This window comes from Streptomyces sp. NPDC088745 (assembly GCF_044751045.1).
GTDB classification, from domain to species: Bacteria; Actinomycetota; Actinomycetes; order Streptomycetales; family Streptomycetaceae; genus Streptomyces; species Streptomyces cremeus.
This window is the reverse complement of record NZ_JBIVLB010000001.1, coordinates 59,484-86,222: the sequence shown is the minus strand read 5'-3', so window position 1 is coordinate 86,222 and position 26,739 is coordinate 59,484. Positions and strand designations below refer to the sequence as shown.

At 72.6% G+C, this 26,739-nt stretch carries 25 protein-coding genes and 1 tRNA gene; 13 read left to right on the top strand and 13 right to left on the bottom strand.

Annotation, left to right across the window (positions count from 1 at the left end; genetic code table 11):
• Positions 1-2 precede the first annotated feature (2 nt).
• From ACIP93_RS00365 to ACIP93_RS00335, 7 genes are all read left to right on the top strand, one after another.
• Positions 3-716 (top strand): transglycosylase family protein, encoded by a 714-nt coding sequence (locus ACIP93_RS00365; RefSeq protein ID WP_345222219.1) that lies wholly within the window; start codon positions 3-5, stop codon positions 714-716.
• 512 nt (positions 717-1,228) lie between these two features.
• Positions 1,229-2,524 (top strand): phosphopyruvate hydratase, encoded by a 1,296-nt coding sequence (gene eno, locus ACIP93_RS00360; protein ID WP_345222221.1) that lies wholly within the window; start codon positions 1,229-1,231, stop codon positions 2,522-2,524.
• A 108-nt stretch (positions 2,525-2,632) separates the two neighbouring features.
• A complete protein-coding gene (locus ACIP93_RS00355; protein WP_345222224.1) occupies positions 2,633-3,118 on the top strand; it encodes a septum formation initiator family protein in 486 nt (161 codons plus the stop codon).
• Between the two features lie 46 nt (positions 3,119-3,164).
• Entirely contained in the window at positions 3,165-3,701 is a 537-nt protein-coding gene (locus ACIP93_RS00350; protein ID WP_345222226.1) for a DUF501 domain-containing protein, read from the top strand.
• Positions 3,698-4,618 (top strand): Ppx/GppA phosphatase family protein, encoded by a 921-nt coding sequence (locus tag ACIP93_RS00345; protein WP_345222229.1) that lies wholly within the window; start codon positions 3,698-3,700, stop codon positions 4,616-4,618. The genes ACIP93_RS00350 and ACIP93_RS00345 overlap by 4 nt, the downstream gene beginning before the upstream one ends.
• A 371-nt stretch (positions 4,619-4,989) precedes the next feature.
• Entirely contained in the window at positions 4,990-6,396 is a 1,407-nt protein-coding gene (locus ACIP93_RS00340; RefSeq protein ID WP_345222232.1) for an NAD(P)/FAD-dependent oxidoreductase, read from the top strand.
• A 221-nt stretch (positions 6,397-6,617) separates the two neighbouring features.
• On the top strand, positions 6,618-7,952 hold the full coding sequence (locus ACIP93_RS00335; RefSeq protein WP_345222234.1) for a cyclopropane-fatty-acyl-phospholipid synthase family protein: 1,335 nt from the start codon (positions 6,618-6,620) through the stop codon (positions 7,950-7,952).
• Between the two features lie 84 nt (positions 7,953-8,036).
• On the opposite strand, the gene ACIP93_RS00330 is transcribed toward ACIP93_RS00335, so the two are convergent.
• Together ACIP93_RS00330 and ACIP93_RS00325 are read right to left on the bottom strand one after the other, a co-directional pair.
• Positions 8,037-10,565: an ABC transporter permease gene (locus tag ACIP93_RS00330; protein ID WP_401754007.1), complete on the bottom strand. Its 2,529-nt coding sequence runs from the start codon at positions 10,563-10,565 to the stop codon at positions 8,037-8,039.
• A gap of 58 nt (positions 10,566-10,623) precedes the next feature.
• Entirely contained in the window at positions 10,624-11,400 is a 777-nt protein-coding gene (locus ACIP93_RS00325) for an ABC transporter ATP-binding protein (protein WP_401754004.1), read from the bottom strand.
• 397 nt (positions 11,401-11,797) lie between these two features.
• Between ACIP93_RS00325 and ACIP93_RS00320 the strand changes: the two genes are divergently transcribed.
• Positions 11,798-11,883 (top strand) — tRNA-Leu (locus ACIP93_RS00320).
• A 212-nt stretch (positions 11,884-12,095) separates the two neighbouring features.
• On the opposite strand, the gene ACIP93_RS00315 is transcribed toward ACIP93_RS00320, so the two are convergent.
• Positions 12,096-12,533, bottom strand: a complete 438-nt coding sequence (locus ACIP93_RS00315; RefSeq protein WP_345222248.1) for a hypothetical protein — start codon at positions 12,531-12,533, stop codon at positions 12,096-12,098.
• A gap of 257 nt (positions 12,534-12,790) precedes the next feature.
• Between ACIP93_RS00315 and ACIP93_RS00310 the strand changes: the two genes are divergently transcribed.
• Positions 12,791-13,675 (top strand): Bax inhibitor-1/YccA family protein, encoded by an 885-nt coding sequence (locus ACIP93_RS00310; protein WP_345222250.1) that lies wholly within the window; start codon positions 12,791-12,793, stop codon positions 13,673-13,675.
• A 99-nt stretch (positions 13,676-13,774) separates the two neighbouring features.
• Here the strand turns inward: ACIP93_RS00310 and ACIP93_RS00305 are convergent, their stop codons facing one another.
• Positions 13,775-14,005: a DUF4287 domain-containing protein gene (locus ACIP93_RS00305; protein WP_345222251.1), complete on the bottom strand. Its 231-nt coding sequence runs from the start codon at positions 14,003-14,005 to the stop codon at positions 13,775-13,777.
• 103 nt (positions 14,006-14,108) lie between these two features.
• Between ACIP93_RS00305 and ACIP93_RS00300 the strand changes: the two genes are divergently transcribed.
• Entirely contained in the window at positions 14,109-14,429 is a 321-nt protein-coding gene (locus tag ACIP93_RS00300) for a hypothetical protein (RefSeq protein WP_345222252.1), read from the top strand.
• Between the two features lie 4 nt (positions 14,430-14,433).
• Here ACIP93_RS00300 and ACIP93_RS00295 read toward each other — a convergent pair whose 3' ends face one another.
• From ACIP93_RS00295 to ACIP93_RS00285, 3 genes are all read right to left on the bottom strand, one after another.
• On the bottom strand, positions 14,434-15,357 hold the full coding sequence (locus ACIP93_RS00295; RefSeq protein ID WP_401755578.1) for a hypothetical protein: 924 nt from the start codon (positions 15,355-15,357) through the stop codon (positions 14,434-14,436).
• Positions 15,358-15,808: 451 nt separating this feature from the next.
• Entirely contained in the window at positions 15,809-17,029 is a 1,221-nt protein-coding gene (locus ACIP93_RS00290) for an acetyl-CoA C-acetyltransferase (RefSeq protein WP_401753998.1), read from the bottom strand.
• A gap of 368 nt (positions 17,030-17,397) precedes the next feature.
• Positions 17,398-18,390, bottom strand: coding sequence for an SGNH/GDSL hydrolase family protein (locus tag ACIP93_RS00285; RefSeq protein WP_345226424.1), 993 nt, complete (start codon positions 18,388-18,390; stop codon positions 17,398-17,400).
• Between the two features lie 211 nt (positions 18,391-18,601).
• Here ACIP93_RS00285 and ACIP93_RS00280 point away from each other — a divergent pair, with 211 nt between their 5' ends.
• Both ACIP93_RS00280 and ACIP93_RS00275 read left to right on the top strand, forming a co-directional pair.
• Positions 18,602-19,993 (top strand): cystathionine beta-synthase, encoded by a 1,392-nt coding sequence (locus ACIP93_RS00280; RefSeq protein WP_345222254.1) that lies wholly within the window; start codon positions 18,602-18,604, stop codon positions 19,991-19,993.
• A gap of 139 nt (positions 19,994-20,132) precedes the next feature.
• A complete protein-coding gene (locus ACIP93_RS00275; protein ID WP_401753995.1) occupies positions 20,133-22,271 on the top strand; it encodes a protein kinase in 2,139 nt (712 codons plus the stop codon).
• A 10-nt stretch (positions 22,272-22,281) separates the two neighbouring features.
• Here the strand turns inward: ACIP93_RS00275 and ACIP93_RS00270 are convergent, their stop codons facing one another.
• Complete coding sequence (locus ACIP93_RS00270) at positions 22,282-22,725, bottom strand: hypothetical protein (RefSeq protein WP_345222256.1); 444 nt, start codon at positions 22,723-22,725, stop codon at positions 22,282-22,284.
• Positions 22,726-22,903: 178 nt separating this feature from the next.
• Here ACIP93_RS00270 and ACIP93_RS00265 point away from each other — a divergent pair, with 178 nt between their 5' ends.
• The gene (locus tag ACIP93_RS00265) at positions 22,904-23,806 is read left to right on the top strand and encodes a MurR/RpiR family transcriptional regulator (protein WP_345222258.1); all 903 of its coding nucleotides are present in this window, start codon (positions 22,904-22,906) and stop codon (positions 23,804-23,806) included.
• A gap of 64 nt (positions 23,807-23,870) precedes the next feature.
• Here the strand turns inward: ACIP93_RS00265 and ACIP93_RS00260 are convergent, their stop codons facing one another.
• The 5 genes from ACIP93_RS00260 to ACIP93_RS00240 all read right to left on the bottom strand — a co-directional run bounded on the left by ACIP93_RS00260 (position 23,871) and on the right by ACIP93_RS00240 (position 26,696).
• Positions 23,871-24,245, bottom strand: coding sequence for a hypothetical protein (locus ACIP93_RS00260; RefSeq protein WP_345222260.1), 375 nt, complete (start codon positions 24,243-24,245; stop codon positions 23,871-23,873).
• Between the two features lie 24 nt (positions 24,246-24,269).
• Positions 24,270-24,731, bottom strand: a complete 462-nt coding sequence (locus tag ACIP93_RS00255) for a roadblock/LC7 domain-containing protein (RefSeq protein WP_345226425.1) — start codon at positions 24,729-24,731, stop codon at positions 24,270-24,272.
• Between the two features lie 62 nt (positions 24,732-24,793).
• Positions 24,794-25,573 (bottom strand): DUF4388 domain-containing protein, encoded by a 780-nt coding sequence (locus tag ACIP93_RS00250; protein ID WP_345222261.1) that lies wholly within the window; start codon positions 25,571-25,573, stop codon positions 24,794-24,796.
• Positions 25,570-25,986, bottom strand: a complete 417-nt coding sequence (locus ACIP93_RS00245) for a hypothetical protein (RefSeq protein WP_345222264.1) — start codon at positions 25,984-25,986, stop codon at positions 25,570-25,572. Before ACIP93_RS00245 ends, ACIP93_RS00250 begins: the two co-directional genes overlap by 4 nt.
• Positions 25,987-26,414: 428 nt before the next feature.
• Positions 26,415-26,696 (bottom strand): type II toxin-antitoxin system Phd/YefM family antitoxin, encoded by a 282-nt coding sequence (locus ACIP93_RS00240; protein ID WP_345222269.1) that lies wholly within the window; start codon positions 26,694-26,696, stop codon positions 26,415-26,417.
• Positions 26,697-26,739: the final 43 nt, after the last annotated feature.

Below are 26,739 nucleotides of genomic sequence, written 5' to 3'. Positions count from 1 at the left end.
CCATGTCGCTTTTCAGCAGCAAGGGCAAGCACCGCCGTCCGTCCAAGGCCACCCGTGCCGCCGCCATCGCCGGCGTCACCGGTGTCGCGGTCGCCGCCCCGCTGATGGGGGCCACCTCGGCCTCCGCCGCCTCCGTCGACACCTGGGACGCCGTTGCCCAGTGCGAGTCCGGCGGCAACTGGTCCATCAACACGGGCAACGGCTACTACGGCGGCCTGCAGTTCACGAACTCCTCGTGGGCCGCCGCCGGTGGCACCAAGTACGCCCCGCGCGCCGACCTGGCCACCAAGGGCCAGCAGATCGCCACCGCCGAGAAGCTGCTCAAGATCCAGGGCCCCGGCGCCTGGGCCTGCGCCGGTGCGGGCAACCTGAGCAACGACGGTGTCGACCCGGGCGTCAGCACGGGCTCCGGCTCCTCGCAGAAGTCCGCGAAGTCCACCAAGTCCGTGAAGTCCGCCCCCAAGGCGGAGAAGAAGCGCGAGGCCCCGGCCGCCTCCCGCAGCCAGACCCGCTCGGTGCCGAAGGTCGAGTCCAAGGCCGGTGGCCCGATCAAGAAGGGTGACGGCGAGTACCAGGTGAAGGCCGGCGACACCCTGTCGAAGATCGCCGAGGCGAAGAACGTCAAGGGCGGCTGGCAGCACATCGCAGACCTCAATGAGGACGTCGTCTCCGACGCCGACCTCATCTTCCCGGGTCAGCAGCTCCACCTGCGCTGATCCAGCGGGGACCGACGGCCCACCCCCGTCCGTCCCCGCCCCGCGGGAACCCCGGCGGCCCACCCCCGCCCGGTTCCCGCACCGCGGACCTCCGGCGGCCCACCCCCGCCCGGAGTCCGCAGCGGAAGGGGGCGGCTCACCCCCGCCCCCTTCCGCACCCCCGGCCCCGGCCGGACGCGACTTCCCCCCGAACGCGTCCCGCCGGGGCCGTCCCCTGTACGGGCGGGCGCCGCCGGCCGCGTCGGCCCGACAGGGCTCACCCGTGCGCGTCAGCACTCAGGCGTGCGCACGGGCCGTGCTCGCGGGAGAACGGATCCGTGACCCTCGGTGAGGTCACCGGGGTCCTTCGTCCTGTATTACAGGCATTCGGGCATCTTTTCGTCCCAGCGTGCGGTCGATCGGCTGGCCGATGCCCCGGAGCCGGTTAGGCTCTTGTCGCAAGGCCGAAAGAGACCCTGCGCCGTGTGCCCCTTCCGGGGGCCCGCCACCTTCGCGTCACATCCCATAAGGAGATGCTCGTGCCGTCCATCGACGTCGTCGTAGCCCGGGAAATCCTGGACTCCCGAGGCAACCCCACGGTCGAGGTCGAGGTCGGCCTCGACGACGGCAGCACGGGTCGTGCTGCCGTTCCGTCCGGCGCCTCCACCGGTGCCTTCGAAGCCATCGAGCTCCGTGACGGCGATCCGAACCGCTACCTGGGCAAGGGCGTCGAGAAGGCCGTCCTCGCCGTCATCGAGCAGATCGGCCCGGAGCTCGTCGGCTACGACGCCACCGAGCAGCGCCTGATCGACCAGGCGATGTTCGACCTGGACGCCACCGAGAACAAGGGCTCGCTGGGCGCCAACGCCATCCTCGGCGTCTCCCTGGCCGTCGCGCACGCCGCCTCCGAGGCCAGCGACCTGCCGCTGTTCCGCTACCTCGGCGGCCCGAACGCGCACCTGCTGCCCGTCCCGATGATGAACATCCTCAACGGCGGGTCGCACGCCGACTCCAACGTCGACATCCAGGAGTTCATGATCGCGCCGATCGGCGCCGAGTCCTTCTCCGAGGCCCTGCGCTGGGGCGCCGAGGTCTACCACACCCTCAAGAAGGTGCTGAAGACCAAGGGCCTGTCCACCGGCCTCGGCGACGAGGGCGGCTTCGCGCCGAACCTGGAGTCCAACCGCGCCGCCCTCGACCTCATCGTCGAGGCCATCCAGCAGGCCGGTTACATCCCCGGCGAGCAGATCGCGCTCGCGCTCGACGTCGCCGCCTCCGAGTTCTACAAGGACGGCAAGTACGAGTTCGAGGGCAAGTCCCGCTCGGCCGCCGAGATGACCGAGTACTACGAGGAGCTCGTCTCCGCGTACCCGCTGGTCTCCATCGAGGACCCGCTGTACGAGGACGACTGGGCGGGCTGGAAGGTCATCACCGACCGCATCGGCTCCAAGGTCCAGATCGTCGGCGACGACCTCTTCGTCACCAACCCCGAGCGCCTGGCCCGCGGCATCGAGGAGGGCTCCGCGAACGCCCTCCTGGTCAAGGTCAACCAGATCGGCTCGCTCACCGAGACGCTGGACGCCGTCGAGCTCGCGCAGCGCAACGGCTTCAAGTGCATGATGAGCCACCGCTCCGGCGAGACCGAGGACGTCACCATCGCCGACCTCGCCGTCGCCGTGAACTGCGGCCAGATCAAGACCGGCGCCCCGGCCCGCTCGGACCGCGTCGCGAAGTACAACCAGCTGCTGCGCATCGAGGAGATCCTCGACGACGCCGCGGTGTACGCCGGCCGCTCCGCGTTCCCGCGGTTCCGCGCCGCGAACCAGTAGCAGCGGCGAGGGCCGGCCCCCCGCCGGGGGTCCACGCCTCCGTACGTCCCCGTACCCGGTCCCGTACCGTGTGCGGGGACGTCGGCGCGTAACGGGGAGGACTCAAGGATGGCCGCACGCAACAAGGGCGACCGGTTCTCGACCACCACCCGGCTGCGGCTGCTCGGCGAGCAGACCGCCGCCCGCGTCTACCGCTCCCAGACCCGCCGCCAGGCCCGCCGCTCCCGGCTCACCGGCCGGGCCGCCCTGCTGGTGCTCGTGCTGTGCACGCTGGTGGTGGCCCTCGCGTATCCGATACGGAGCTACTTCTCGCAGGCGACCGAGATCGCCGACCAGGAGCGGGCCAGGAACGAGGCGCACCGGCGGGTGGAGCAGCTCCGCGACGCCAAGGCCCGCCTGATGGACGACGCGTACGTCGTCCGCCTCTCCCGCGAGCACCTGCACTACGTGAAGCCGGGCGAGACCGGTTTCACCATGTACGACCCCCAGGCCCCCGGCACGGCCCGGCGCCCCGACGGGAACGGGGCCGCCGACCGGCCCTGGTACTCCAACGTGTGGGACGGCGTCGACCGGGCCGACCGCGGCGAACCGTAGACCCGCACCGCAGAACGTCACCGGAACAGACCGACAGAAGGCACGCATGCAGACCCCGCCCCCGACCACGCCGCGCACCGAGCCCACCGAGAGGGACATCGAGGCGTTCAAGCTCCAGCTCGGCCGCCCGCCGCGCGGGCTGCGCGCGATCGCGCACCGCTGCCCCTGCGGCAACCCGGACGTGGTCGAGACGGCCCCGCGCCTGGAGGACGGCACGCCGTTCCCCACGCTCTACTACATGACCTGCCCGCGGGCCACGGGCGCCATCGGCACCCTGGAGGGCTCCGGCCTCATGAAGGAGATGCAGGCGCGGCTCGCCACCGACCCGGAGCTGGCCGAGCAGTACCGGGCCGCTCACGAGGACTACCTCGAGCGGCGCGACGCGATCGAGGAGCTGGTGGGCTTCCCCAGCGCGGGCGGGATGCCCGACCGGGTGAAGTGCCTGCACGTGCTGGTCGGCCACTCCCTGGTGGCCGGCCCCGGCGTGAACCCCTTCGGCGACGAGGCGCTGGCCCTGCTCCCGGAGTGGTGGGCCAAGGGCCCCTGCGTGACGCCGTGCGCCGACACGGAGGCCGCCCGGTGACCCGGGTCGCCGCCGTCGACTGCGGTACGAACTCCATCCGCCTGCTGGTCGCGGACGCCGACCCGAGGACGGGCGAGCTGGTCGACCTGGACCGGCGCATGACGATCGTCCGCCTGGGCCAGGGCGTGGACCGCACCGGCCGGCTGGCCCCCGAGGCCCTGGAGCGGACGTTCGCCGCCTGCCGCGAGTACGCGGAGATCATCACGGCGCACGGCGCCGAGAAGGTCCGCTTCGTGGCCACCTCCGCGTCCCGCGACGCCGAGAACCGGGACGAGTTCGTCGCCGGTGTCCTGGACATCCTGGGCGTCGAGCCCGAGGTGATCACCGGCGACCAGGAGGCGGCGTTCTCCTTCACCGGCGCCACCAAGGAGCTGACCGGTTCCGGCGAGGACTACCTCGTCGTGGACATCGGCGGCGGCTCCACGGAGCTCGTGGTCGGCCGGGAGGGCGTCGAGGCGGCCCGCTCCGTCGACATCGGCTGCGTACGCCTCACCGAACGCCACCAGCCGTCCGCCCCGGCCACCCCCGAGCAGGTCGCCGCGATCCGCGCGGACATCGCGGCCGCCCTGGACCTGGCCGCCGAGACCGTGCCGCTCACCGGCCGCCCCCGCACGCTGGTCGGCCTCGCGGGCTCGGTGACGACGGTCGCCGCGATCGCGCTGGGGCTGGAGGAGTACGACTCCGAGGCCATCCACCGCTCCCGGATCCCGTACGAGAAGGTCCGCGAGATCACCGAGTGGCTGGTGTCCGCCACGCACGACGACAAGGCCGCCGTGCCCGCGATGCACCCCGGCCGCGTCGACGTCATCGTCCCCGGCGCCCTGATCCTGCTGGCCCTCATGGAGCGCGTGGGGGCCTCGGAAGTGGTGGTCTCCGAGCACGACATCCTGGACGGGATCGGCTGGTCCATCGCCTGATCCGGGCGCCTGCGGAGGGCGGCGCGGCCGGGCGCGGAACGAAGTTCGTGAAGTTCTTCACAAGGAAAAGGGGCCCGATGGGCCCCTTTTTCGCGCCGGAGGGCCGAAGGGGTGGGCCTTCGGGCCCGGGGGTGTGCATAACGGACGCTTCAGGGCGCGCCGCCGAGGTAGGGGGCGGATAAGTGGTTCACCCGCCGGAAGGGGCCATCGGGCCAGTTGGGAAGGGGTTTCCAACGCGCCGGGAGGAGGAGTGGTTCCCCGCCCGGGGCATGACCTGGGTCACGTGGGCCGCGCAGTGTAGCAGAGGGTGCCGAAGACCTTGTGAAGGGGCTCACGAGGGGACCCCCGTGGCGGGGTGGATACTCGATTCCATGAGCACCACGGAGCGTCCCAGGATCCTCGTAGTAGGCGGTGGGTACGTAGGCCTGTACGCGGCACAGCGCATTCTCAAGAAGATGCGTTATGCGGAAGCGACCGTCACGGTCGTCGACCCGCGCTCGTACATGACCTACCAGCCCTTCCTGCCCGAAGCCGCCGCCGGCAACATCTCGCCGAGGCACGTCGTCGTACCGCTGCGACGCGTCCTTCCCAAGGCCGAGGTGCTTACTGGCCGGGTCACCACCATCGATCAGGACCGCAAGGTCGCCACGATCTCCCCGCTGGTCGGCGAGGCGTACGAGCTGCCCTTCGACTACCTGGTCGTCGCGCTCGGCGCCGTCTCCCGCACCTTCCCGATCCCCGGCCTCGCCGAGCAGGGCATCGGCATGAAGGGCGTCGAGGAGGCCATCGGCCTGCGCAACCACGTCATCGAGCAGCTCGACAAGGCCGACTCCACGCACGACGAAGAGGTCCGCCGCCGCGCGCTCACCTTCGTCTTCGTCGGCGGTGGCTTCGCGGGTGCGGAGACCATCGGCGAGGTCGAGGACATGGCCCGCGACGCCGCCAAGCAGTACTCCAACGTCTCGCGCGACGACATGCGGTTCATCCTCGTCGACGCCGCCGACAAGATCCTTCCCGAGGTGGGCCCGGACCTGGGCCGCTGGGGCAAGGAGCACCTGGAGTCCCGCGGCGTCGAGATCCACCTCTCGACCTCCATGGACTCCTGCGTCGACGGCCACGTCGTGCTGAAGAACGGCCTCGAGGTCGACTCCAACACCATCGTGTGGACGGCCGGCGTCAAGCCGAACCCGGTTCTCGCGCGTTACGGTCTGCCGCTCGGCCCGCGCGGTCACGTGGACACCCAGGCCACCCTCCAGGTGCAGGGCAGCGACTACATCTGGGCCGCGGGCGACAACGCCCAGGTCCCGGACCTGGTCGGCCGCAAGAACGGCAACCCGAACGCCTGGTGCCCGCCCAACGCCCAGCACGCGCTGCGCCAGGCCAAGGTCCTCGGCGACAACGTGGTCTCCGGCATGCGGGGCTTCCCGCAGAAGGAGTACAGCCACGCCAACAAGGGCGCGGTCGCGGGTCTCGGCCTGCACAAGGGCGTCGCGATGATCGTCATGGGCAAGATGAAGATCAAGCTCAAGGGCCGTCTCGCCTGGTACGCCCACCGCGGCTACCACGGCATGGCGATGCCGACGTTCAACCGCAAGATCCGCGTGCTGGCCGACTGGACGCTGGGGATGTTCCTCAAGCGCGAGGTCGTCTCGCTCGGCGCCATGGAGACTCCCCGCGAGGAGTTCTACGAGGCCGCCAAGCCCGCGCCGGCTCCGGTCGACGCGGTGAAGGTGCCGGCCGCCGCCGAGCCGAAGAAGGCCGAAGCGAACGCCTCCTGACGCTTCGTCAGCAGTCGCGCTCCGTACGTCCGGTCCGAAGGGGCCGCCCGCCATCCGTGGTGCGGGCGGCCCCTTCGGCGTTTCCGCGCCCAACCAGGTGTAGCGGCCATGCGCTTTGCCCTCCCGTGACCCGGACCCGGGATGCGGCGCCCTCCCCCCGGTGTTATGTCGGGTAGTACGCCGATGCCCGTACGTCATCGCGAATCCTGGAGGTGTGCACCATGGCCGATGCCGCACTGCGGCTGACCAGACTTGCCGAGGAACTCCTCTCCGTCCCGCTCCCCGTCCGCATCCGGGCCTGGGACGGCAGCGAGGCGGGCCCGCCGGGCGCCCCGGTCCTCGCGATCCGCGACCGCAGGGCCGTGCGCCGCCTGCTGTGGAAGCCCGGCGAACTGGGGCTCGCCCGCGCGTGGGTGGCCGGCGAGATCGACGTGGAGGGCGACCTCTACGAGGCCCTGGACCTGCTCGCCGACCTCATCTGGGAGCGCGAGGGCGACGGCCCGGGCGCCGTCCGTGCGCTGCGGGACCCCCGCCTGCGCGCCGCGGCCCGCGAGCTGCTGAAGCTCGGCGGTCCCTGTCCGCCGCCGCCCCCGCCGCCCGAGGAACTGCGCCGGCACACCGGCCGGCTGCACACCAGGCGTCGCGACAGGGAGGCCATCAGCCACCACTACGACGTCGGCAACGACTTCTACTCCCTGGTCCTCGGGCCGTCCATGGTCTACTCCTGCGCCTACTTCCCCGACCCCGACGCCTCCCTCGAAGACGCCCAGCGCGACAAGCTCGACCTCGTCGCCCGCAAGCTGGACCTGAAGCGGGGGCAGCGCCTCCTCGACGTCGGCTGCGGCTGGGGCTCCATGGCCCTGCACGCCGCCCGCCATTACGGCGTCCACGTCACCGGCATCACCATCTCCGCCGAGCAGGCCGCCCACGCCCGCGAGCGCGTCGCCGAGGAGGGCCTCGCCGACCGCGTCGAGATCCGGGTGCAGGACTACCGCGACGTCCTTCCCCAAGCTCTCGGCTCCGCTCAAGCAGGGGATGCCCCATTCGGCCCGTACGACGCCATCTCCTCCATCGGCATGGCCGAGCACGTCGGAGCGGTCCGCTACGGGGAGTACGCGGCCGATCTGTACGCCCTGCTGAAGCCCGGCGGCAGGCTGCTCAACCACCAGATCGCCCGGCGCCCGCTCACCAGCGAGGAGACGTACCACGTCGACGCCTTCATCGACTCCTACGTCTTCCCCGACGGCGAACTGGCGCCGGTCGGCCGCACGGTCGCCCTGCTGGAGGAGGCCGGGTTCGAGGTCCGCGACCTGGAGTCGATCCGCGAGCACTACGCCCTGACCCTGCGCCACTGGGTGGCCCGCCTGGAGAAGAACTGGGAGGCCGCCGTGCAGACGGTCACCCCCGGCCGGGCCCGCGTCTGGCGGCTGTACATGGCCGCCTCCGCGCTCTCCTTCGAGCACAACAAGATCGGCGTGAACCAGGTCCTCGCCGTGAAGCCCGCCGCCTCGGGGGCGTCCGGGCTGCCGCTGCGGTCCCGCGTGTGGGGCGGATGACCCCCTGGGACGCGGACCGCGAGAAAGGGGGCGGCCCCACCACGTCGTGCGTGGCGGGGCCGCCCCCTCGTCCCGTTCCCCCGGCTACTCGGCCTTGATCGCGGAGAGCATGTTCAGCTTCGCCGCGCTGCGGGCCGGCCACATGGCGGCCAGCACGCCGACCACACCGGCCAGCAGCAGGAAGACCCCGATGCGGTCCCACGGGATGGTCAGGGCGTAAGCCGGGATCTTGTCCTTGAACGTCTCGCCCACGGCCCACGCGATGAAGGTGCCGAGGACGACGCCGACGACCGCGCCGAACAGCGAGATCACCACGGACTCCAGCCGGATCATGGTCTTCACCCGGCTGCGGTCCAGGCCGATCGCCCGCAGCATGCCGATCTCCTGCTGACGCTCGAAGACGGACATCGCGAGGGTGTTGACGACGCCGAGGACCGCGATCACCAGGGCCATCGCCAGCAGGCCGTACATGATGTTCAGCATCAGGTTGATCATGCCGCCGACCTGGGCGCGCACCTGCTCCTGGTCCATGATCACCATGGCCGGGTTCTTGCCGGTCGCGTCGACCAGCGCCTGCTTGTTCGCGGCGGACTCGCCGCCGTCCATCTGCACGTACATCGCGTAGTACATCGGCGTCTTGAAGTGCGTGGCGAGCGTGCGCACGTCCATGACGACCTCGTTGAAGTTGTCGCTGTCCTCGAAGACCGCGCCGACCTTCAGGGTGTCCTTCTTGCCGTCCTCGTACGTCACGGGGATCTGCTGGCCGAGCCGCAGGCCCTGCTTGTCGCGGAGCGTCTTGTTCACGGCGACCTCGCCGCGGGTGAGCGCGTCCTCGGAGCCCTGGAGCACCGTGAAGGACAGGACCGGGCCCAGCGCCTTCGGGTTGACGCCGTCGGTGACCAGGTAGCCGCCCTCGGCCTCCAGACCGGCGGTCAGCTTCGGGGTGGCGACGGTGACGCCGGGGGCCTTGGCGAGGGCGTCGACGACGCTCTGGCTGATCTCCGACTGGTTGGCCATCTGGACCGTGTAGTCGGCCTTGATCTGCTCGGTGGTCGAGCGGTCGATGGACTTGCCGACGGTGACGCCGATGACGGACAGGCCGGTCACCAGGGTCAGGCCGATCGCCAGGGCGGAGGCGGTGGCGCCGGTACGGCGCGGGTTGCGCACCGAGTTCAGGCCCGCCAGCTTGCCGGAGATCTTGAAGACCCGGTTCAGCAGCGGCTGCACCAGACCGATGACCGGCCGCGACAGCAGCGGGATCAGCACGATGACGCCGAGCAGCGCCAGGAACGCGCCGCCGCCGATGACCGTCTTGCCGTCGCCGCCCATGGTCGAGCCGAGCACGATCAGGGCCGCGCCGACGGCGGCCAGGACCGCGCCGATGGAGTTGCGCACGACCAGGGACTTGGTGGTGGGAGTGGAGTGCAGGCTGTTCATCGCGGCGACCGGCGGGATCTTCGCGGCGCGGCGGCCCGGCAGCCAGGCGGCCAGCATCGTGATCAGCACGCCGACGGCCAGCGCGGAGACGACCGGGGTGACGCCGACGACCATGTCCCCGGCGGGCATCTGCGCGTCCATGGAGTCCAGCAGCGGGCCCATGGCGGCGGCCATGCCGACACCGATGAAGAAGCCGACGACCGAGGCGATCAGGCCGACGATCAGGGCCTCCGCCAGTACGGAACGGGTGATCTGCTTGCGCGAGGCGCCCACGGCGCGCATCAGCGCGACCTCCTTGGTGCGCTGGGCGACCAGCATGGTGAAGGTGTTGGAGATCAGGAAGACGCCCACGAACAGCGCGATGGCGGCGAAGCCGAGCAGCACCTGGGTGAGGCCGCTGGTGGCCTCCTTGATGTGCTTCGTCTGCTCGGCGGCGAGCTCCGCGCCGGTCTTGATGTCCGCGGCCTCCGGCAGCAGCGGCTTGATCTCGGAGACCAGCTTGTCGTTGTCGGCGCCGGGCCGGGCGGTGAGCGTCAGGTTCGCGTAGTAGCCGGGCTCCAGGAAGAGCCGCTGGGCGGTCCCGGAGTCGAACAGCACCAGCGAGCCGCCCGCGTTCACCTCGCCGTCCTCCGTGGTGAAGACACCGGAGAGGGTGAACTCCTTGGCGGGCTGGTTGGTGGCGACGCGCACCTTGTCGCCGACCTTGTAGCCGCCCTTCTCGGCGGTCTTGGCGTCGAGGGCGATCTCGGTGCCGTTCGCCGGGCCCGCGCCGTCGCGGAAGGTGTAGGCCGGGTCCTTGCCGTCCTTGCCGGGGGCGAAGTTGCCGCCCCGGTTGGACCAGCCCTGGGCGAGCAGTTCGCCCTTGCGGGAGGCGGCGCCCGCGAAGCCGTCGACGCGGGGGGTGACGGTCTCGACGCCGTCGAGCCCGCCGATCTTCTTCACCAGGGCCTCGCTGACGCCGGGGACGCCCTTGGAGTCGTTCTTGTTGTGGTACGTCTCGACGCCGACGGCGACGTTGCCGAGGCTCTTGGATGCCTGCTTGGTGAAGGCGTTGGAGAGGGTGTCGCTGTAGATCAGGGTGCCGGAGACGAAGGCGACGCCGAGCATGACGGCGAGCACGGTCATCAGCAGCCTGGCCTTGTGCGCGAGCACGTTGCGCAGGGCGGTGCGGAACATGGGGGTTACGTCCTGGGGTGAGGAAGAGAGGGCGGGGGGCAGGGCGGGAGCGGGGGCGTCAGCTCGTACGGCCCTTGGTGTCGAAGTCCTTCATCCGGTCCAGGACGCCGTCCGCGGTGGGGTGCAGCATCTCGTCCACGATCCGGCCGTCGGCCAGGAAGACCACCCGGTCCGCGTAGGAGGCCGCCGCCGGGTCGTGGGTGACCATGACGACGGTCTGGCCCAGTTCCCGTACCGAATTGCGCAGGAAGCCCAGCACCTCGGCGCCGGAACGCGAGTCCAGGTTTCCGGTCGGCTCGTCGCCGAACATGATCTCCGGACGGCTGGCCAGGGCGCGGGCCACCGCCACGCGCTGCTGCTGGCCGCCGGACAGCTCGGAGGGGCGGTGCTTGAGCCGCCCGGACAGGCCGACCATCTCGATGACCTTCTCCAGCCACGCCGCGTCGGGCTTGCGGCCGGCGATGTCCATGGGGAGCGTGATGTTCTCCAGGGCGTTCAGCGTCGGCAGCAGGTTGAACGCCTGGAAGATGAAGCCGATCTTGTCCCGGCGGAGCTGGGTGAGCTGCTTGTCCTTCAGGGCGCCGAGCTCGGTGTCGCCGATGCGCACCGAACCGGAGGAGAAGGAGTCCAGTCCGGCCACGCAGTGCATCAGCGTGGACTTGCCGGAGCCCGAGGGGCCCATGATCGCGGTGAACTCGCCCCGCCGGAAGTCGACGGACACCTTGTCCAGCGCGACGACCTGCGTCTCGCCGTGACCGTAGACCTTCGACAGCTCGGTGGCGCGGGCGGCGACCGCGGTGGTCTGGTGCGCGGCGGGGTACGGGTACGTGGTCACGGTGGAGCTCCTGTCGGGACGCTTGGGGGGACGCTTTCCATCCTCACGGCGCTTTTACGTCCCCGAGTCCCTCCGCACGGCAGTCCTGGGGCAGTCTGCGGTCTGACCCGTGCGCACCGCCGTCCTACCTGAGGATGACGCCGACCCCGAGGACCCGGCGGGTGTGCGCGAAGAGCGATCAGCCGTGCACAAGACGTCGAGTTTCCGTCAATCCCGTGCACGCTGCGACACCCGGACGACACGACTCCGCACCTGCTCCGGCATGTGCCAATGGACCGGTCGCATCGCTGACGCACCATCAAGCGCCCATAAAATAAGACAGCATGAGGCCGGAAGTACCGCTGTTCGGGGGACGCCTGCGGATAGGCTCTGAGCCATTGTCGCGGCCCGCGCGCCTGCCCGGATGGTGGAATGCAGACACGGCGAGCTTAAACCTCGCTGCCCCTCGGGGGCGTACCGGTTCGAGTCCGGTTCCGGGCACCACTCGTGCACCTCGGGCCACGAGAGCAGCACCACCATGTCGGACCGTCACGGGCGCCTGCCGCCCGGAGCCGGCGACCCGGGCCGTGTCGGGCCCGTGGTACTCGGCCCGACCGGCCAGGTCCTCCCCGTGCGCCGCCCCGGCGGCGGCCGGCTCAGTTCTGTGACGCCCGGTCCCCCCCCGGGGACGCGCCCCTCGCGCGGGGATGCCCGTGCTACGGGTGTGCCGCGTGGTGCGCAGCGCCCTTCGTGCGGCGGGCCTCCTTCATCTCGGCCTCGTACAGGTGGCTGCGGCCCTGCGCCAGGTCCTCGCGCAGCTCCGCTTCCACGCTCTTGTACGGCTCGTAGAAACCGGCGTCGTACTCCTCGACCACCTGGAAGGTCCAGCGTCCTTCCAGGACGTTGCGGCCGACGAGTTCCCGGTCGACGCGGTCCGCCCAGTCCTCGTGCCCGGCCTTGCGCAGCAGTTCGACCGCCCGGCCGAGTTCGAGATCGGCGGTGCCGGTGAGCTGGTGGAACTCGTACAGGTGGCCGCGGGCCCGCTCGACCGTTTCCAGGGCCTTGGACACGGAGCCCAGGGCCTCCACCGTCGCGTCGCTGACACCCTCTGGGCGCTGGTGGGCCGGGGTCGGCCCTTCGTGGTTGACGTTCATCTCCCTCAGGTCCCCGCGAATGGCCCCGGCTAATGCCCCGGAGGCGATTCGACCCCGTACGAGTGCGTCCGAGCGCGGGGCGCCGGGCGTGCGGGGGCGGGCCGAACGGGTCGGCGCACTCCTCCGCCGGAACATTTCCGGGCCTTCCCCGGTTCGTCACGATCGGGGAAAGATCCTCCTTGGGTACAGGGGTGGTTTCTTTGCTACCCCATTACTCTTGACAGCAAGGTCGCACACGGTGGCCATGGAGGAGTGAGATGAGGAGCAGCAACCCGGTCTTCTCGCGACGGGGGTTCGGCCGCGACAACGGCCACGCGGGCTTCAACGCCCAGCAGCCGCAGGCCGGGGGCCCCGCCGTTGGTACGCAGGGCAACCCCTACGCCCAGGGGAACCCGTACGCCCAGGACGCGACCAACCCGTACGCGACGAACCCGTACGCACAGCAGGACCAGTACGGCGCCCCCGTGGCGCCGCCGCGCGGCAGTGTCATGACGATGGACGACGTCGTCACCCGCACGGCCATCACGCTCGGCCTCGTGGTCGCGGGCGCGGCCGTCGCGTGGATCACCAACATGGGCCTCGGCCTGGCCATCGGCGCCGCGCTCGTCGCGATGGTGCTCGGCCTGGTCCAGTCGTTCAAGCAGAAGCCCAACCCGGCGCTGATCCTGGCGTACGCGGGTTTCGAGGGCCTCTTCCTGGGCGCGCTCAGCAACTACGTCAACACGTTCGTCGCGCCCGGCGCGGCGATGCAGGCGGTTCTGGGCACCATGGCGGTCTTCGCCACGATGCTCGTGCTCTACAAGACCCGCATCGTGCGCGTCACCGCCCGCTTCACCCGCTACCTGATGATCGCCGCGATCAGCTTCATGGTGCTCACCGCCGTGAACCTGCTGTTCATGGTCTTCGGCGGCGGTGACGGCCTCGGCTTCCGCAGCGGTGGCCTCGGCATCGTCTTCGGCCTCGTCGGCGTCCTGCTCGGCGCCTTCTTCCTGGCGCTCGACTTCAAGCAGGTCGAGGACGGCGTGGCCTACGGCGCGCCCCGCGAGGAGTCCTGGATGGCGGCCTTCGGCCTCACCATGACCCTGGTGTGGATCTACCTGGAGATGCTGCGTCTCGTCTCGATCCTGAGCGGCGACGACTAGCCGACGGGCAGCACCGGCTGACGCACGGGAAGGGCCCGCGGACCGATTCATCCGGTCCGCGGGCCCTTCCGCGTCGACAGGGGGGCGGAGGAGTGGAGGTCAGCGGAGGTTGCGGGCGGCGCGCCTGAGGTCGTACTCGTGGATGATCGCCTTGGCGTGCCCGTGGGCCAGGTTGTGCTCGCTGCGGAGCCAGCTCACCTTCTCCTCGAAGCGGAAGAGGGAGGGACCGTCCTCGACGGTGCGCAACCAGTCGGACACTTCACGACCGGTGCAGTGGGGGATGCGGGAGAGCAGGTTGCGATGGGTCTCGTCGGAGAAGACTTGGGACATCGGCGCCTCCGGAAGGCTGTGCTCGGCGGAAGGTCCTCCACTGCACCGTGCCTGAGCGAGGGCCCGTTGGCAACAGTCCGGGACGGGCGCGTAGGGTCGCGGCGTGCTGGATACGACCCCCCTGCTGACCGCCGTCGAACGGCTGGCCGACCGCCTGCGGTCCACCCCCGAGAGCCGGCTGCGGCGCGGCGCCGCAGCCGACGGACTCGCCCTCGCCCGCGAACTCGCCCTGCGCGCTCAGCGGCTGGAGTTCCCCGGCCGGGCGCCGCGCGTGCTCCCGGACGCCGGCCTCTTCTCGGTGGCCGACCAACTGGCCGTCGCGGGCCGGGACCTGGCGCTGGCCGTGGGAACGGCCCCGCCCGCGGAACTGGACGAGGCCGTGCGGCTGGTCGAAGCGGCGGAGCGCGGGCTCCGGAGGACCTGAGGGCCTAGTCCGGGAGCGACGCGATGACGCGGTCGGCCAGGATGTAGACGTTCTCCGTGCCGCAGGAGAAGGTCAGTGCGTACGCCCCCGAGATCCCGGAGCCGCCCAGCAGCACCGGGGTGTGGCCGGCCCGCAGGGCCTCGGCGAGCCGCTCCGCCGTCTCGCGGTGCCCCGGGGTCATGCACAGCGTCGTGCCGTCCGCGAAGACGTACATGTCGAGGGTGCCCAGCGGGCCGGGGCGCACGTCCGCGAGCGGGGCGCGGGCCGCGGCCAGGTCCTCCAGACGGGACATCGTGAACGCGTGGTCGCCGGTCGTCCGGGACGTCTGCACCGGTACGAAGTCGGGGTGCGAGGGGTGCCGGCGGCGGGCGGCGGCCAGGGCGGCCGAGTCCTCCTCCGGCTCGTCGTCCGGCTCGTCGCCGGTGGCGACCTCCTCCTCGGGGGCGGTGCCGTACGGCGGCAGGTCGAACTCCTCGGCGAAGTTCAGCTCGCCGCGCGAGGTGGCCAGGAAGGCCTCCAGGTCGCTCTCCTTGAGGCCCGTGAAGTCCGTGGGCTGCGGCAGGTAGTACGCGAGGGACTCCTGCTCGGCCGTGCTCAGGCCGGCCAGCAGCGAGGGCGCGTCGGCCGCGTCACGGGCCTCCTGCGCGGCCCAGAAGGCCCGTGCCTCGGCCAGCTCGCGCTCGCGCTCCTCGGCCAGGGCCTCGGTCACCGCGGCCCGTATCTCGGCGGCCGGGGACGCGTCGCCGCGGGTCTGCTGCGGGAGCACGGCCGAGGCAGCCCGCGCCCGCAGCTCCGCGGCCTCCGCCCGGTCGGCGGCGCGGTCGGCGCGCAGGGCGGCGACCTCCTGGCGGAGACCGCGCACGGTGTGCAGGGCGGCGCCGCCGATGGCCGCCGTGGCAGCGGTGGCGAGCAGCAGGGCGAAAGACATGGCGCTCACGTGCGTACTCCTGAATTCATCGCGATCCCCTGGGCGGACTCCGGGGCGGACCCCAGCCTGCATCGGTCCCCCGACCGATCCCCCGGAATTCCTACCTCAGCTTCCCGTGCCCGTCCGCTCGCCCATAGGGCATAACGTCACGAAACGGACAGGTCTTTGGGCCTGGTGCGCCCTCCGTCCCCGCTGTGACCTGCACGTTTCCCCACCTCTCCGGGGCCAGGTCACAGCCTGGGGGAGATTGGGTCACGACTGGGACGCGAGGCGAGTGGAGGGGCGCGCGGGCAAGGCGCGCTCCTCGGGCGCTCACCCGATTGTGCGCTCGGGAGGGCTCGCGCGCTCGCTGATCGGGGTGTTTCGTGAGCTGTTCCACAACCGGGGGCACGGGGACGCCCCGGCCGTCGCGGTCGCGGGCCGGGGCGTTTCCGTGCTCGGAGCGGGCGGGTCAGCTCAGGCGTTCGATGACCATGGCCATGCCCTGGCCGCCGCCGACGCACATGGTCTCCAGGCCGAACTGCTTGTCGTGGAACTGGAGGCTGTTGATCAGCGTGCCGGTGATCCGGGCGCCGGTCATGCCGAAGGGGTGGCCGACGGCGATCGCGCCGCCGTTGACGTTGACCTTGTCCAGGTCGAGGCCGAGGTCCTGGTAGGACGGGATGACCTGGGCGGCGAAGGCCTCGTTCAGCTCGGCGAGGTCGATGTCGCCGACGGTCAGCCCGGCGCGCTTCAGCGCCTGCCTGCTGGCCTCCACCGGGCCGTACCCCATGATCTCGGGGGAGAGGCCGGAGACGCCGGTGGAGACGATGCGGGCGAGCGGAGTCAGGCCCAGCTCCCGCGCCTTGGTGTCGGACATGATCACGAGGGCGGCGGCGCCGTCGTTGAGCGGGCAGCAGTTGCCGGCGGTGACCAGGCCGTCGGGGCGGAAGACGGGCTTGAGGCCCTGGACGCCTTCGAGGGTGACACCGGCGCGCGGGCCGTCGTCCTTGGCCACGACGGTTCCGTCGGGGGTGGTGACGGGGGTGATCTCCCGCTCCCAGAAGCCGTTCTTGATGGCCTCCTCGGCGAGGTTCTGCGAGCGGACGCCGAACTCGTCCATCTCCCGGCGGCCGATGCCCTTGAGGCGGGCCAGGTTCTCGGCGGTCTGCCCCATGGAGATGTACGCGTCCGGTACGAGACCGTCCTCGCGGGGGTCGTGCCAGTCGGCGCCCTCCTGCTCGGCACGGGCGGCGGTACGGGCCTCGGCCTCGGCGAAGAAGGGGTTGTGCGTGTCGGGCAGGGAGTCGGAGTTGCCCTTGCTGAAGCGGGAGACCATCTCGACGCCGGCGGAGACGAACACGTCCCCCTCGCCGGCCTTGATGGCGTGCAGGGCCATGCGGGAGGTCTGCAGCGAGGAGGAGCAGTAGCGGGTGACGGTGCAGCCGGGGAGGTGGTCCATCCCCATCCGTACGGCGACGACGCGGCCCAGGTTGTTGCCCTGCTCGCCGCCCGGGAGGCCGCAGCCGAGCATCAGGTCGTCGATGTCGCGCGGGTCCAGCTCGGGCACCTTGGCCAGGGCGGCCTGGACGATGGTCGCGGTGAGGTCGTCGGCGCGGAGGTCCTTCAGGGAGCCCTTGAAGGCACGGCCGATGGGGGAGCGGGCGGTCGAGACGATGACGGCTTCGGGCATCGGGGCTCCAGGTTCTGGGCGGTGCGGGCGCGTTCCGGGCGGGATGGGGCGCGTTCCGGGCCGGGCGGGGTGAAGTGGCCGGTCCGCCCCCGAAGTTACCGGCCCGTACCGGGGCAGGTCACCGGGTGCGCGGTGTGACACGGGCCGCACTTCTAAGCGGGCGCTCATGCGGGGCCGTACGCGGGGGCCCGCACCGCGTACGGGCCCGTGGCCCCGTGCGGGCTCGTGGCCCCGTGCGGGCTCGTGGCCCCGTGCGGGCTCGTGGCCCCGTGCGGGCCGGTGGCCTCCTGCGGCCCCGCGACTTCCGCATCCCGTGGCCTCGTGCGGCCCCGCGGCCCCGCAAGCCTCGCGGCACCCCCTCCGCCCCCCTACCCCGTCGCGCTCGGCGCGTGGGCCGGGTCCGGGGCGGTGGGGATGCGGCGGCGGCGCCGGTGCTTGAGGAGGGCCCAGGGGCCGCGGGCGCCCGTGACCTCCGTGCCCGCCTCCGCCGCGGCCCGGGTCGCCGCCCGTGCCACCGGCAGCATCGACTCCTCGCGGTCCCCGTCCAGCCGATCGGATTCCGGCCAGAGGCCGAGCGCCGCGCACAGGGTGGGCAGGACCGCCATCGCCGCGGTGGAGTACCCCTCCGCCGAGGGGTGGTAGTTGTCGGGCCCGAACAGCTCGCGCGGGTTCGCCTCGAACTCGGGGCCCAGCAGGTCCCCGAGCGACACCGTCCGCCCGCCCTGCTCGACCGTCCCGATGGTCTGCGCCGCCGCGAGCTGCCGCGAGACGCGCCGGGCCAGCCACCGCAGCGGCTGGTAGACGGGCTCGATGGTGCCGAGGTCCGGGCAGGTCCCGACCACCACCTCCGCCCCGGCCGTGCGCAGCCTGCGCACCGCCGAGGCCAGGTGGCGCACGGACTGGGTGGGCGGCATCCGGTGGGTCACGTCATTCGCGCCGATCATGATCACGCAGACGTCCGGCGGCCGGATCGGGTCCCGTACCAGCAGCGAGACCTGACGGTCCAGATCGTCCGACATGGCCCCCGGCAGCGCCACATTGCGCAGCTCCACCGGCCGCTCCGCCACCGCCGCCAGACCGGAGGCCAGCAGCGCCCCGGGCGTGTGCCCGGCCCGCCGCACCCCCTGGCCGGCCGCGGTGGAGTCGCCCAGAACGCCCAGCCGCAGCGCCGGCAGCCCGGTCCGGCCCGCGAAGGCCGTGCCGTACAGACCGTCCGCGGGCGGGGCGATCGGGGCCACCCCGCCGCCCACCGACCGTTTCGCCAACTGCACCTCCGCCAGCACCAGCCCCACCGCCGCGACGCCGATCAGCCCGATCCCGCCGCCGCCGTACGCCGCGCCGGCGGCGATCCGCCGTGCCACCCTCGCTCTCGACACCGTCGCAGCCACCTCCTCGTAGAGCCATCCGCGGGGATGTCCGTGGAACATCCGTACGGAAAGCAGTCCGTACATCTCCTAACTGCCCGGTAACGGGTGCTGCGTAATCTCCGCCATCGGTGAATACGGGGAGTGGAGCAGTCGTACGGCGCGGGCCTACTCTGGGCGGCACCATCACGGAAACCCCGGAGAAGACGTGCACTTTCACGACTCGATGATCAGCCTCGTCGGCAACACCCCGCTGGTGAAGCTGAACAGAGTGACCGCAGGAATTCAGGCGACCGTTCTCGCGAAGGTCGAGTACTTCAACCCGGGCGGCTCCGTGAAGGACCGGATCGCCGTCCGCATGATCGAGGCCGCCGAGCAGAGCGGCGCGCTCCGGCCCGGCGGCACCATCGTGGAGCCCACCTCGGGCAACACCGGTGTCGGCCTGGCGATCGTGGCCCAGCAGAAGGGCTACAAGTGCATCTTCGTCTGCCCCGACAAGGTGTCGCTGGACAAGATCAACGTGCTGCGCGCGTACGGCGCGGAGGTCGTCGTCTGCCCCACGGCCGTCGACCCGGAGCACCCGGACTCGTACTACAACGTCTCCGACCGGCTCGTCCGCGAGACGCCGGGTGCCTGGAAGCCCGACCAGTACAGCAACCCGAACAACCCCCGGTCGCACTACGAGACCACGGGACCCGAGCTGTGGGAGCAGACGGAGGGCAGGATCACCCACTTCGTCGCGGGCGTCGGCACGGGCGGCACCATCTCCGGCACCGGCCGCTACCTGAAGGAGATCAGCGAGGGCCGGGTCCGGGTGGTCGGCGCGGACCCCGAGGGCTCGGTCTACTCGGGCGGTTCCGGGCGGCCGTACCTCGTGGAGGGCGTCGGTGAGGACTTCTGGCCCACCGCCTACGACAAGAGCGTCACGGACGAGATCGTCGCGGTCTCCGACAAGGACTCCTTCCAGATGACGCGCCGCCTCGCCAAGGAGGAGGGCCTGCTGGTCGGCGGCTCCTGCGGCATGGCGGTCGTGGCCGCGCTGCGGGTCGCGGAGCGGCTGGGCCCGGACGACGTGGTGGTCGTGCTGCTGCCGGACAGCGGGCGCGGGTACATGAGCAAGATCTTCAGCGACGAGTGGATGGCCGACTACGGCTTCCTGGAGGACGCGGGTCCGTCGGCGCGGGTGGGCGACGTGCTCCGGTTCAAGGAGGGCGGGGCCATCCCGCACCTGGTGCACATGCACCCGGAGGAGACCGTCGGCCAGGCCATCGAGGTGCTGCGCGAGTACGGCGTCTCGCAGATGCCGATCGTGAAGCCGGGCGCCGGCCACCCGGACGTGATGGCCGCCGAGGTCATCGGCTCGGTCGTGGAACGCGAGCTGCTGAACGCGCTGTTCGCCCAGCGGGCCTCGCTGACCGACCCGCTGGAGAAGCACATGTCCGCGCCGCTGCCGCAGGTGGGCTCCGGCGAGCCGGTGGAGGACCTGATGGGCGTCCTCGGCGGCAAGGGCGGCGCGGACGCGGCGATCGTCCTGATCGAGGGCAAGCCGACCGGCGTGGTGAGCAGGCAGGACCTGCTGGCCTTCCTCGCGAAGAGCTGACGCCCCGTCCGTTCCCGGCACGCGCACGGGCCCGGATCGACCGGCGCCGCCCAGGTCTCGGCCCGGGGCTCACGGTACGATGCGGGCCTGTCGCGTGCGGGACACACGTTCGGGGTTCGGGGAAGGGGTCGGTCGCGTCGTGGAGGGCCTGGGGGACGGCGATCCGCGCGCCGTCGGCACGTACCGGCTGCTCGGGCGGCTCGGTGAGGGCGGCATGGGGTGCGTGTACCTGGGCCGGTCGGCGACCGGGCGCACCGTCGCCGTGAAGCTGATCCGGGCCGAGCTGGCGGGGCGCGCCGACTTCCGCGGCCGGTTCCGCCAGGAGGTCGAGTCGGCCCGGCGGGTGGGCGGGGCGTGGACCGCGCCCGTGCTGGACGCGGACTGCGACGCCGAGGTGCCGTGGGTGGTCACCGGATACGTTCCCGGGCCCTCGCTCGCCGAGGTCGTCGGCGCGTACGGGCCGCTGCCGGAGCATTCGGTGCGCACCCTGGCCGCCGGCCTCGGCCACGCCCTGGCCGACATCCACGCCGCCGGGCTCGTCCACCGCGACCTCAAGCCGGGCAACGTGCTCGTCACCATCGGCGGACCCAAGGTCATCGACTTCGGCATCGCGAAGGGGATGGCCGGGACCGGCCTCGCGGCCACCGGCCCGACCGGCACGGGCGTCGTGGTCGGCTCGCCCGGCTGCATGTCGCCCGAGCAGATCCGCGACGAGCGGCTCGGCCCGGCCAGCGACGTGTTCGCCCTCGGCACGGTGCTGGCGTACGCGGCGACCGGACGGCTCCCGTTCGGCGACGGCAGCGGAACGGGCGGGCTGCACGCGGTGATGTTCCGCATCGCCGCCGGGCAGCCGGACCTGACCGGCGTCCCGGAGCCGGTGGCCGACCTGGTGCGGGCCTGCTGCGCCCAGGAGCCCCGGGACCGCCCCGAACCGGCCGAGCTGATCCGCCGGGCGGCCTCGGGCCCCGCCGTCTCCCCGTGGCTGCCGCCCGCCCTCATCGCGGACCTGGGCCAGCGCGCGGCGCAGCTCCTGGACGCGGAGCCGACGGAAGGGGGGACGCCGGGAGGGGGGACGCCGGACGCGACGCATCGGAGCGGTCCTCCCGCTCCCCACCAGAGCCACGGCGGCCCGGACTACGGCGGCCAGGGACACGGCGGCCCGGCCCCCGGCGGCCGGGGTTACGGCGGCCCGGACTACGGCAGCCCGGACTACGGCAGCCCGGACTACGGCAGCCCGGACTACGGCAGCCAGGGTCACGGCGGCCAGGGTCACGGCGGCCGGTTCGGGCCGCCCTCGGCCCCCGCGCCCCCCGTCGGCCCCGTCGTCACCAGCAGCGCCCCCGTCTCCCCGCCCGCCCAACACGCCCGGCGGGGGCTCCTCGTCGGGGGCGCGGTGGCCGGGGTGCTGGCGGTCGGCGCCGCCGTCGCCGTACCCCTGCTGAAGGGGGAGGAGGAGCCCGCCGGCGCGCGCGGTCCGCAGGCGGCGCCCACCGCGCCGCCCGGCCGGGGCGAGGAGGCCGCTCCCCTGCCGGGGGCCGCCCTCGACCCGCCCGCACCGTCCGCGAGCGGCGGCGCGAAGAGCACGAAGACCCCCGACGCCGCCGGGGCCCGGCTGCCGGAGGAGTTCCACGGGACCTGGATCGGCAGCGTGCTCAAGGACGGCAAGCCGCTCGGCCAGGACCGCCGCTTCACCCTCTCCGCGGGCGGGACGGGCGACGCCGTCCTGCGCGGCACGAGCATCGACGCGGCGTACGAGTGCACCAGCAGCGGGACGCTGAAGTCCGTGCGCGCGGGGACCGTCACCCTGACCGGCAGCTTCGTGTCCGGCGTCCCGCGCTCCCGGTGCAACGTCATCACGGCGCAGAGCCTGCGCCGGGGGACGGGCGACACCCTGGTGTGGAAGGGGCTGGACCGGACCGCCACGCTGCGCCGCGTCGCCCCCGGCAGCGAGAGGGTCCCGGCGAACCTCGTCGGGACGTGGACGCGCGAGCTCGCGTCGGGCGGCACCCAGAAGGTGACCGTCCGTCAGGCCGCCCCGGGCGCCCGGGCCGTGACCCTGGTCTCGGCCTCCGACGAGGGGAAGAAGTGCGTGTCGTACGCCAACCTCTTCACCGCGTCCGGCGGCGCCGCCCGCATCGGTCCCGCCGTGGTGGACCGGCGCACATCGGCCAAGGGGTGCGAGACGGGCTCCTCCTCCACCCTGCGGGCCTCGGGCGAGGTGCTCACCCGGTCGTACCCGAACGGCAGCGCTCCCCGCACGTACCGCAAGGGCGGCTAGGCGCGCCGGCTCACTCCCAGTCGGAGGCCCCGGCGCGGTTCCGGCGGCCCTCGCTCCAGGGCGCGCGCCACGTCGAGTGCACCGCGTTCACGCCGAAGATGCCGAGCCAGCACACGATCAGGCCGAGCAGCCCGGCGTTGGCGACGGCGATCGCGGAGAGCGGGACGGCGAGGACGAGCGTGACGACGGCGAGGCCGAAGCGCTCGCCGAAGCCGCCGTCGCCGGAGGCGGGCCGGGCGGGCCGGGAGGAATGGCGGGTGACGGTCGTCTGCTGCTCGGCGAGCTGCCGGCGCACCCGCCGGTCGACCGTGGCGTCGAGGCGCTGCTCGACCTTCTCCAGGAACGATTCGACCAGGGCCGCCTCGTAGTCCGCCCCGAGTTCCCTCCGGGCGTCCACGGTGGCGTCGAGGTCCTTCTTCAGCTCGGGATCGCGAGCGCGGCCTGTTGCGTCCATGCTTCGACGGTACGGACGCGGGGTCGCCGGGGCAGTGGGGGTAACCCCCGGTTTCGCTTGGGGGGCCGCCCCCGGAAACCCGGCCCGGGGCGGCGTCCCTTCACCCCCGCACCGCGTCCTGTATATGGTCATGCAGGCGACTGGGCGGCTGAATAGGAACAGGGAGGCGGGGTCGGACATGGGCGAGACGGTCGGGGCCGCGAACGGCGGCGCGGGCGGCGGGTCCGGCACCGGTGACGGGGGAGCGGGGTCCGCCGCCGGGCGGCTCCAGCAGTTGTTCGAGGGGCGGCGGCTCACGCCCACCCAGCGGCGCATCGCGCACAGCATGGTGCGGCGGGCCGGGGAGGTGCCGTTCCTGTCCAGCGTGGAGCTGGCGGAGCTGGCCGGGGTCAGCCAGCCGTCGGTGACCCGGTTCGCGGTCGCGCTCGGCTTCGACGGCTACCCGGCGCTGCGCAGGCACCTGCGCGAGGTCGCCCCGGCGGACGGCGCGGGGGCCGAGGAGGTCTCGTACAACGAATACCAGCAGGCCGTGCTGGGCGAGATCGAGAACCTGCGGCACCTCGCCGAGGTCCTCGCCGACCCGTCGCCCGTCGAGCGGGCGGGCCGGCTGCTCGCGTCCTCACGGGTGCTGCCGGTGCTCGGGCTGCGGGCCGCGTCCTCGCAGGCGCGCGGCTTCGCGTACTTCGCGGCGAAGGTGCACCCCGATGTGCGGCTGCTCGACGAGGGCGGCTCGATGCTCGCCGACCGGATCGACGCGGCCCGGCGGGCGGGGGCGGACGTCCTGCTGTGCTTCGCGCTGCCGCGCCACCCCAAGGAGGTCGTGGAGGCGCTGGCGTACGCCCGCGAGCAGGGGCTCGTCGTGGTGACCGTCGCCGATTCCGCCTTCGCGCCGGTCGCCCGCCACAGCGACCTGCTGATTCCGGCGGCCGTGGGCACCGGGCTCGCCTTCGACACGGCGTGCGCGCCGATGCTGCTGGGGCGGGTGCTGCTGGAGGCGATGTGCGACGGGCTCCCGCAGGCGCAGGCGCGGCTGGAGGAGTTCGACGTACGGGCGACGGCGCGCGGGCTGTTCGTGGAGTAGGCGCGGGGCGGGACAGGGGGGCGGGGGCGGCGTGCCGGGGCGCGCCCCCCGTCCCGGTGGCGGCTCAGACCTCCAACTCGGTCTCGATCTTGCGGAGTTGGTGCCGGGCCATCGCCAGGTTCGCGCGGCCCTTGTCGAGCGCCAGGTACAGGAAGAGGCCGTTGGCGCCGCGGCCCCGCATCAGGCGGATCAGGTGGTACTGGGTGCCCAGGGTGATCAGTATGTCCTCGATCTCGTCGTTCAGGCCGAGGAGCTCCATGGTGCGGACCTTGGCGCGCACCACGTCCGTGTTGCCCGCGGCCGCGACCGTGAGGTCGAGGTCCTTGGTGCCGCCGGCGGTGCCCAGGGCCATGCCGCTGGTGTAGTCGACGAGGGCGACGCCGACGGCGCCCTCGATGGTGGTCATTGCTTCCTTGAGGGCGGCTTCGGTGGTGGCCATGGTGCTCGCACTTCCTTCGTGTGGTCAGTTGGGGGTGGGGCGTGTGGTCGTGGTCGTGTCCGTGCCGGTGTGCGCGGTCGCGGTCCGGTCCGGTCCGGGGGCGTTCGCACGGTCCATGAGCTCGCCGATACGGGCCCCCGCCCGGCGGGCTTCGAGGTGCAGCCGGCCGACGTTGATCCGGGGTTCGGCCAGCAGGGTCAGCACGGCGCAGGCCCCGGCCGCGTACGTGGCGACGTAACCGTCCTCGCCGCGCACCAGCAGTTCCCGGAAGCCGCCCTGCCCGGTGGCGTCGGTGAGCCGCAGGGACACCCCGAGGGCGGCGGCGGTGAGGGCGGCGACGCCCTCCGGTTCGACGCCGGGGGCGTCCTCGGCGAGCACGAGCCCGTCCACGCTGGCGGCGACGGCGCCGGTCAACTGGGGCAGCCGGGCCCGCAGCCGGCCCAGTTCCGCGAGGACCTCCGGGTCCGGGGGCCTGGGCCGGTCCAGGGGCGCGGACCTCCGCTCCGCGCGCTTGTCGGCCCGTACCGCGCGCGTGCGCAGGGCGCGTTTCACAGTGCCTCCAGGGCGTTGCGGAGTCTGCGCAGCAGGGCGACGTCCGGGTCCTCGGTCACCCGGGGCAGCCACGGGGGCGGGGCGACGGCGGCGGCGCCCGGGGCCTCGTGCGGCGTGGCCACGGCGCCGGCCGCCGCGAGCCGCCGCACGTCGACCAGGGTGTGGAAGGCGGCCCGGCCCAGCAGGCGGGCGATGTCCGCGGGGGTGCGCACCCCGTCGGCGAGGTCGAGCACGTCCCGCTGGCGGCGGGTGACGGGGTACGGCAGGTCGGTCTCGGTGCGCACGACGGGGGAGTCGTCGGTGCCGGGGTACGGCCACAGGGCGTCCAGCAGTTCCCTGCGGCGCAGGCACTCACGGGCCAGCGCCCGGGCCGGCACGGGGCGCACCGGGCCCATCCAGTGCGCGACGCCGTGCCGGAAGCGGGTCGGTCCGCTGCCGGGGCCGAGCACGAAGTAGGCGGCGTCGAACAGGGCGCCCAGGTGGGCGAGTTCGAGCTCGCCGTCGGCCAGGCGGCCGCTGTCCACCAGGTAGCGGCCGACCCGGCCGTCGGGCCCGGCCAGGTTGAACGCCTCCTGCCAGCCCTCCCGGGGCAGCCGCCCGTCCAGCAGGACCTCCAGGCCCGGCGCGGCCGGGCTCTCGGCGTGCACCACCTGGCCGTCGTCGAGGTAGAGGGTGCCGTGGTCGCGCAGCAGGGCGCCGGTGGCGCGCTCGTCGGCGAGGCGGGCCAGCATCGGGGAGAGCGGCGGCGGGGGCGGGACCAGGGTGGCGGCGGTCATCCCAGCACCAGCCGTTCGGCGAGGTCGGCCAGGCGCAGCCGGGCCAGGGCGAGGTTGCCCTGTTCGCGGTCGAGCCACAGGTGGAGGAAGACGCTGCTGTCGAAGGAGGTCTCCACGTAGCGCAGCAGGTGGTAGTCGGTGCGGGTGGTGACGATGACGTCCTCGACGGGCAGGCCCTTGTCGGCCTGTCCCGGGTCGTCGCGCCGGTGCCGGCCGGGGCCGGGGGCGAAGGTGCCGTGCTCGGCGGCCATCCGGGCCAGCTCGGCGGATTCGGCGGCGGCGGTCTCGCTGTCGCCGCCGGCGGCCTCCCCGGCGGTGCCGAGGGCGAGTCCGCTGGTCCAGTCGACGACGGCCGCCCCGCGTGCGCCGGGCAACTCCATCGCTTCGACCAGGCATGCGTCGATTCCGGACACGCAGAACTCCCCTCCTCCCGGGTCCCCGCCGGGCTTGCGTGGTGGGGCTGACACTAACCAACTGGGGGGAGGGGGAGGGGAGTTCTGGCATATTCCATCGGAGGGGGCCGTTCCGCACTAGCCTGTGCGCGGAGAACTCCGGCTGTTCACATTCCGCGGTACACGTCGCGGCGGTTGGCTGCGGCCAGCACCCACAGGACGAGCCGGCCGTTCTCGACCGTGTAGACGGCCCGGCAGTCGCCGGTGCGCAGTCTCCAACGCGCGGAGTGACCCTGGAGGCCTTGATGTCGAAGGCCGAGGTGTCGCCCCGGTCCATGGCCTTCTGCAGGTCGGCGAGTTTGCGCAGCACGCGCAGGGCGTCGGGCTGGGGCAGCGTGAGCAGATCGCGCTGGGCGTGCGGAGTGAACCGCGTGACGTGTCCCATCGCCTCAGCCGTGGTGCGACCGGAGCCGGGCGGCCATCTCTTCGAGAGTGACCGACCCCTCCGTGCCCTCGGCCTCGGCCGCGTCGGCGAGCTGGTTCAGCCAGTCCTCCTCGGCCTGCTCCTCGATGCGGCGCAGACGCCGGTACTCGTCGATGTCGACCAGCACGGCCTCCTCCTTGCCGCGCCGTGTGATGACCGTGGGGGTGTCCTCGCGGCGGGCGCGGTCCATGGCGTCGGCGAGGTGCTTGCGGATTTCGGCCATGGACTCGATGACGGGCTCGCTCATGCGCCGAGTGTGCCGGGAGTACGGGATGTACATCTGTCACTTC